The sequence below is a fragment of the Candidatus Margulisiibacteriota bacterium genome, from assembly GCA_028706105.1.
In the GTDB taxonomy this organism is placed as follows: domain Bacteria; phylum Margulisbacteria; class Riflemargulisbacteria; order GWF2-35-9; family DYQY01; genus DYQY01.
On record JAQWCF010000092.1, the window covers coordinates 1 to 5,933 of the forward strand.

Annotated in this window: 8 protein-coding genes; 2 read left to right on the plus strand and 6 right to left on the minus strand. The window is 33.3% G+C overall.

Annotated elements, in window-relative coordinates; all coding sequences use genetic code 11:
• The 4 genes from PHF25_08260 to PHF25_08275 form a co-directional block, all read right to left on the minus strand.
• A partial coding sequence (locus PHF25_08260; protein ID MDD4528009.1) for a cellulase family glycosylhydrolase occupies positions 1-1,835 on the minus strand: 1,835 nt, incomplete at its 3' end.
• Positions 1,836-2,039: 204 nt separating this feature from the next.
• Positions 2,040-2,180 (minus strand): hypothetical protein, encoded by a 141-nt coding sequence (locus PHF25_08265; protein ID MDD4528010.1) that lies wholly within the window; start codon positions 2,178-2,180, stop codon positions 2,040-2,042.
• 25 nt (positions 2,181-2,205) lie between these two features.
• Positions 2,206-2,337, minus strand: coding sequence for a hypothetical protein (locus PHF25_08270; GenBank protein MDD4528011.1), 132 nt, complete (start codon positions 2,335-2,337; stop codon positions 2,206-2,208).
• Between the two features lie 149 nt (positions 2,338-2,486).
• On the minus strand, positions 2,487-3,185 hold the full coding sequence (locus tag PHF25_08275) for a hypothetical protein (GenBank protein ID MDD4528012.1): 699 nt from the start codon (positions 3,183-3,185) through the stop codon (positions 2,487-2,489).
• A 105-nt stretch (positions 3,186-3,290) separates the two neighbouring features.
• On the opposite strand from PHF25_08275, the gene PHF25_08280 reads away from it, so the two are divergent.
• Positions 3,291-3,656 (plus strand): CoA-binding protein, encoded by a 366-nt coding sequence (locus PHF25_08280; GenBank protein MDD4528013.1) that lies wholly within the window; start codon positions 3,291-3,293, stop codon positions 3,654-3,656.
• A gap of 13 nt (positions 3,657-3,669) precedes the next feature.
• On the opposite strand, the gene PHF25_08285 is transcribed toward PHF25_08280, so the two are convergent.
• Positions 3,670-4,062, minus strand: a complete 393-nt coding sequence (locus PHF25_08285) for a hypothetical protein (GenBank protein MDD4528014.1) — start codon at positions 4,060-4,062, stop codon at positions 3,670-3,672.
• 159 nt (positions 4,063-4,221) lie between these two features.
• On the opposite strand from PHF25_08285, the gene PHF25_08290 reads away from it, so the two are divergent.
• Entirely contained in the window at positions 4,222-5,073 is an 852-nt protein-coding gene (locus PHF25_08290) for an SPFH/Band 7/PHB domain protein (protein ID MDD4528015.1), read from the plus strand.
• A gap of 28 nt (positions 5,074-5,101) precedes the next feature.
• Here PHF25_08290 and PHF25_08295 read toward each other — a convergent pair whose 3' ends face one another.
• Positions 5,102-5,866 (minus strand): hypothetical protein, encoded by a 765-nt coding sequence (locus PHF25_08295; protein ID MDD4528016.1) that lies wholly within the window; start codon positions 5,864-5,866, stop codon positions 5,102-5,104.
• Positions 5,867-5,933 lie beyond the last annotated feature (67 nt).

A 5,933-nucleotide genomic window follows, 5' to 3' on the forward strand; every position in this document is an offset into this window, starting at 1 on the left:
GTATCCATAATGCCAAATCCAGACTTTGTGTGAGAAATATTTCTTGATGAATCTATATAATCATCTTTCCCACTATGAAAGCTAAAGGAAATGGAATTGTGTGGTTCTTGCGGATTGCATAATGCTCTAACCATATCTGCCGTCCAAGCTATTTCTTGTGAAGCTGAATAAGTTGATATTGCCTGTGAGGGATCATCAGAACCAAATTCGCCACAATAAAGCGGCACTTGATTATCCTCTGCCCATTTTCTGTAATATGTGTTTATACGATTTTCAATATATGTTCTGTCATATACAAATGTTTCTACTTCTTTAAATACTTGAAACATTGGTCGCATTTTATCGCTTAAAGTATTGTCTGTTAGTTTGTATCTAAAAGAAATCTTATATTCATAGCCGTCTTCAATATCAAACAAATAAGAATTATGACCACCAACTGTTTTAATCGATGACTGTCTTCCGGGTTCTGAAGTGCAATCTAAATACAGTGCTCCATCTTGGATTTCTAGTTTTGTATTTTCATCCATAGAGGTTGTTTCATAATACCAATATCTAGGAGTATTATCTGGTGTCATATTTTCCCAATCTAGATAGTTGCGAGATTGGCTAAAGTCAGAATTTTTTACCTCTATATTTGATTCTATGTTTGTGGATATTTCTTTTTTTGTTATTACTACATCATCTATTTGTAGCTTCCCATCACCATCATTAATCACAAATCCAGGCACAAAATGTGTTGAGTTTTGACCTAGCTCAGATAAATCCACCCAACCACTACTATAGTTTGTCCAATTAGCATTATTGCTAAGAGCTTCCAATCCATATTCACCACCGTTATATGTTGCCTTACCATAATTGGTATAGTCTAAATATGGGTATTGTGTTCCCATTTCGCCAAAACCTGTGTTCATTTTATGGGTAAAAGCAGTTGGTCCATAAAAATGAAACTCATATACTATATTGGGTATTTTTTGTTCACTATTAGGATATTTGAGTGTTAAGAATGGGTCATAGTTTTGGTATGGATCAGGATTTATGCTTTGATTTTTTAGAGATATGTATTCTGTATCGTTATTTTTATGAAAAGGTTCTTCGATAAATATTAAATGATTATCTCCATTGTTTCTTATTGCAGTTGCTGTTTCTTGATAAATATTATAAAGAGCTTCTTCCGTTAAATAGGTCTCTCTTGTTACAGAATTGTATAGCTGAGGTTCGTTAATTAATCCATATCCAATGATAGTATTGTTATTTTTATAATTATCGGAAATTCTTTGCCAAAAATCCTTGATGTTTTGGGCTGAAGTAGTTCCATTAAAAAAATGTCCATCATTTTGAACATCGTTATGTACGCCAAAATAATGCAAACTTAGTATTACTCCAAGACCATTTTGTTCAGCAAAGCTTATTTGTTCATTAAGAAAATTAAAAAAATCAGCTTTATCTGAATCCTCGTTAAGCCATTCATATTGTAAATAAAACCTTACATGGTTAAACCCCTTTGCTTTTACCTCTTCATAAAAAGCTTCGCCTACTTCACTTTCTACAGAAATATCCGTTACTGATGATGCAAAATAAACACCGTTTGGCATACCTATACCTTTTAACGTCACAATGTTTCCGCTTTGGTTTAATATATGTTTGTCTGAAGTTTGCAATTGACCACTTATTAATAACGAGTCGTATTGCGCTTGTGCTTCAAGTGGGTATTCTTCTTTAGGTAAGGCTGTTATTATTTTTTCAGTAGATTTTTGGGTGTCAGCGTTAGCATTTATATGTGCAGCCAATGTTGTTGCGTTTGTTGCTGTTACATAATAGTTTGTATTTATTGCCATGAAAATATCCTTTTTCAAATTATTCAGTTATTAAATATATCGAACCATTGAGACAGTAATTGCATAATTCTTCCACAATTAAGCATTGCGGAGGATTGAATGAACAATGTTTAAGGAAGCGTTCTTGTTTTTTCTTGAATATCCAATGCTATATCTTTGGCTTGATTTTATTTAAGCCCAATACTTTTAGCAACATGTAAAATATCATTTGTCGTAGGATTTTGAATAGCCTGAACCCAACCACTCTGCATCATATTCAAAGGCAAAGAAATTGTCTTCAGTTATTGCCAAGGTTCCAACTAGTGGCTGATTACTAAATACCTTTAATGACTTATAGCTTTCCACTGAGCAGCTCTTCAATGGACTTATCTTACTTTTTGGTGAAAAGCTCTAACAATTCGCCCTCACATTCCAAAGCAATAGCTATTTTGATCGGTGTTTGCTGAATCAATAAAAAATTATTCATAGCTACTCTGTTATCTAATATTGCTAATTTTTGCAAGAATTAGATAATATATTATCTTTTATTTTATTTAAATACATGCCTACTATGCAACTATAAATCACAAAACATTGCACAGCGTTGCACAGTAACTTCTGCTTAACTCATAACCATCAATCTAGCAACTATCTAGGATTTTGTACTTTTACCTAGTTCTTAGGCAATATATACTGAAGTGTCACCTTAGTAATTCCGTCTTCCTCTATATTTTTTAAAACCTTAAACGTAGCTTTTCTTGGAAATACTACTTCTCCAAGATGAAAAGGGTTTTTTGATACTCTTGTTCCACTTGGAGCTTTTATTTCTATAAAAATATGCTCTTTTGGATTCTTCGGTTTATACATTCCTCTAGCATACCCATCTGCAACTTCACGATCTGTCGAAGCAAATGCATAACCATAATCTGGCATAACTACTTCTCCTTCTTTGGCGTTAGACAACATTCTAACACCCAAATTAGAAGACGACATAATTCCCCTATAGTAAGTACGAGGCATAATGTTTGGGATTAGCTTTTTAAAACTAGCATCTATCTCCTGAGTTCGAAACTTAAGTCTAGCAAAAGATTCTTTAATTGCCTGTTTCTCATCAGTAGAAAAATTATCATAATCTCTCCATTGTGTTTTTACATAAGCCTGAACTGGATTTGATTCTGTTTCTGACAATTTGCCCAAAGAACGCAACGTAATTGCATCTCCAGTACTACTGAAGAAATTATGATCTTGTAACCTCACAGGGGAGGTCATAAAAGACCATATTTTTACATATAAAGGGTCTCCCTTCTCTTTTTTATAAGCAAGGTAATCTTTATAACCATACTCATTAAATGCAATTATTTTATACTTCATTATTGTCTACCATCACAGTTATGTATGCCCATTTATTAAAACCTCAAACATATTTTGAATAACTTGTACCATGAATTTCTTGCCTTTATAGTGTAAACTATCCTTATGAAAACCAAAAAAACCTTAATAATCGGTGCTAGTCCCAAAGAATCAAGATATTCATATATGGCTGTTACAAAGCTAACTGAGCTAGGACATGAAGCAATTCCTGTTGGCATTAGAAACGGGCTAATCGCCGGAATAGAAATCATAACTGGCATGCCAAAAATTGATGATGTTCATACTGTTACGCTTTATGTCGGACCACAAAACCAACCACCATACTACAATTATGTTTTAAGTCTTAAACCAAAAAGGGTTATTTTCAATCCAGGAACTGAGAATGATGAGTTTCATGAAATACTAAAGGAAAACAATGTTGAAGTGTTAGTGGCTTGCACCTTAGTACTTTTAACAACTGGGCAATATTAAGATAAAAACCCAGCTAATGAGACTTGCTCTCCATAATTATCCGCGATATCTGTAACGCCCAAGCCATAGGAGTTAAAGTCTTGCCATCAATTTCTTTTTTTATTAACCTAACATGATCCTTGTCTGTATTTAAAAAATATTGCATTTGAACAATATGCTCATTTGCTTTATCCGCTGTTTTAATCTCAACATCAACAGTAACAAGATTTGGCTGGTCCTTTTGCTTAACAATTACCCAATTCACTTCTCCATTCTTGCCAGCTATAGCATCAATCAAATGACCGACTGTATAGGATTCGCCTTTCAGCGTAGTTTCTTTGACAATATTTATATATGTTTTATTCCCACAAGACGCTAACAGTAACAATATACTACAGACTAAAACTAGCATTATATATTTCTTCATCAACTAACTCCTTAACTCCACAGTCTTAATTTTAACAAAATCTTCTCACTAATGATTATAGCAAAGGAACAAATATTTTGCTTGATTGCTCTTTTACATAATTTATTTCTCAACATTACTATGTTACTCTATTAACTATAAAACTCTGGAGGTAATAACATGATTTTAATTTTAATTCCTATACTGATTATATTTGCAACTGGAATACGAATAGTCCGTCCGATGGAGCTTGGTGTGATAGAATTTCTAGGAAAATATACTAGAACAGCCACTGCTGGCTTTAATTGGATAATTCCTATTATTCAAAACATATATATAATTAATATTACCGAACGTCGAGTGGACATTGACCCTCAATCAATTATCACAAAAGATAAATTAAATGCGGAAGTTGACGGAGTTGTTTACTATAAGGTAATAAATCCTGCTGATGCAATTTACAATGTACAAAACTTTCAATCTGCAGTGCCTTCGCTCACAACAACAACTTTAAGAGCTGTTATCGGTAAAATGACCTTAACAGAAGCCAATGAAAACAGAGACTCCATCAATGAACAAGTCGAGTCAATCTTGGACTCACAAGTTATTCAATGGGGAATCAAAGTTGTCAGAGTAGAACTACAAAGGATTGAACCGCCAGAAGATGTGCAAATGGCCATGAACATGGTCGTTAAGGCAGAGAACGAAAAGATTGCGGCTCTTGATATGGCAACTGCCATAGAAACCAAAGCAGATGGTGAAAGACGTGCTGAAATCAAAAAAGCTGAAGGCATAGCAACAGCAATTAAACTAAAAGCAGAAGCAGACGGAGAAGCAATCAAAATAGTCAACGAATCTGCTGAAAAATATTTTAAAGGCAACGCTCAACTATTAAAAAAACTGGAAACTGTTAGCGAAGCGTTAAAAAATAACACCAAAATAGTAATCCCTTCTAACACTGAGCTTATTAATGTTATTAGCGACCTAGCTGGTGGTAATATTTTACCTATTAAAACAAAAAATAAAGAATAATTGTTTGGATTCTGCTATTTAGCTTAGACTAAGGGCCAATTACTCGTATTGTATTACTAGCAGCTAAATTAGCGACATTTAGAACCTTTTTTACGACATTTTCAATGTCGCCTGCATTTATTTTTTCAATTATTTCCGACCTAAGTCCTTGGCTAGAATACCTTATTAAAAACTTCAAAAGGCCATTTTCCCTTATCCCAGCAGAACCTACATACCTAACCATACTCTTAGAATATAGGTCTATTTTTCCTTCCATATTGATGTCAACATGAAGCACTATGGCAAAACAATTTTTCCCCAGAACCAAATCATTGTGAGCTTTCCCTTCCTCAGAATGAAACTTTGCAACGTTTGGACGAATCAATAAATCAAACCCATAAACTGGACCATCTTGTTCATATACTCCGCGTATTCTATCTTTCTTATTTGAAGGTGCAAGAGCGGGATAATCTGTTCTATTATATAAATACTTAGAACTATCAAATAATCTTTTTATTTCTGGAGTTATCTTGTCTAACGAACCTAATTTTCTTGCTAAATCGTCAATTGAAATAATATCATTTTTCCATTCTAATTCACCGTTTTCTGCAATAACAAATAGTCTTTGTTTTAAAGCTTCTACATTCTTAACGCCTATAAAATTTTTAACAAAGTCATCCTCTGTAATTCTTCCATTGGTTCTTCTCAAATTTAAAGCAATACATCTCCGTATTTCTTTCTGTAATACCTTATATATCTCTGGCAAATTAAAACCTTGATCTTCTTTTATAATAGAAACTACTTTATTGTTCAATGTTTATTCCTCTCAACTAACGTATGAATATATCGTCACAATCAAACAAACGTTTCATGAAATAATT